The 1,079-nt window shown below is 46.6% G+C and carries 1 protein-coding gene; it reads left to right on the forward strand.

Going from position 1 to position 1,079, the window contains the following annotated elements:
• Window positions 1–34 precede the first annotated feature (34 nt).
• Window positions 35–1,079: hypothetical protein (locus TY15_RS22990; RefSeq protein WP_082025073.1), on the forward strand; the 1,045-nt coding region annotated here is incomplete at its 3' end.

A 1,079-nucleotide genomic window follows, 5' to 3' on the forward strand; every position in this document is an offset into this window, starting at 1 on the left:
GAACAGATCATCGCAAAACTGGGGGTATGATCGAATGGATGTAAAATATATTCCGTCCGACTGGGATAAGATGAAGGACGGGATTGGTGATTTGATTGGTCTAGGGCGTTGGGGCAAAGGGATGATCGATAATCTGAAAGATGTAAGTGATAATTTGGAGGATGCTGAGGAGACAATAGCGAATTATGATAGTGACGGGGTTATAACATTTCAACATACCAGTCAAAAGAGTAAATATCAAGGGTTGTATGAAGACTTCGAGATTTTACATGACTTTGCCGGCAAGGTCGGTGATATAGTCGATCGTACAATTGACCAGCCTTTTTATGAAGATATGGACGCGTTTGTTGAAGCGATGCGTGATTTATCGATTTCAAATTATACAACGGAAAATCGCCTCGGAGTAACGGAAACACAGTTTGTCTATGCGGGTTACGGTCCAGCGCAATCGTTTGAAGTCCCCAAAACCGAAGTGAGCCTGGATGATTTATTTAGTGGCGATAATTTTTATGCAGAACAAATGAAGCTTGAATATGATGCCTGGCATGAGCTGAATCCAGACGAGGATTTCTCGCAAGCAGAATATCAACAGGCGATAGTAAATACGCGTGCCTTTGAGTACGAATCGATTCGGAACCAACAAGAAGACAAGGAATTCTGGGGGCAAATTGGGGCATTGGTTGTCATTGTCGGGGCAACACTGATCTGCCCTCCAGCAGGCTTGGCCTTAGGGGCAGCCTATGGTGCAATGGAATTGAGTTCTGCCGTGTCGGGGAAAGACTGGATCTCTGGCCGGGAGCTTGGTACAGGAGAACGCTGGTTTCGGGGACTATTAGCGCCATTGGATATTGTTCCTGGTGTCAGTGGCTTGACCAAATTCAGCAGCACGGTCCGACTCGCGCATCTTGGGGAGAATATCGGTGGAATCGGGTTGCGGACAGGAGTTAAGCAGAGCTTCTCCGAAGGGGTCAATCATATCGATAATATGGTAAGGACCGCAGGCCAGCAGTCGGTGACACGATTGAAGAGTGCCTCAGCGGCGATAAAAGATGGAACAAATGTAGTGAAAAACAAGCTGG

It is taken from the genome of Neobacillus jeddahensis (genome assembly GCF_000612625.1).
Taxonomy (GTDB): domain Bacteria; phylum Bacillota; class Bacilli; order Bacillales; family Cytobacillaceae; genus Neobacillus; species Neobacillus jeddahensis.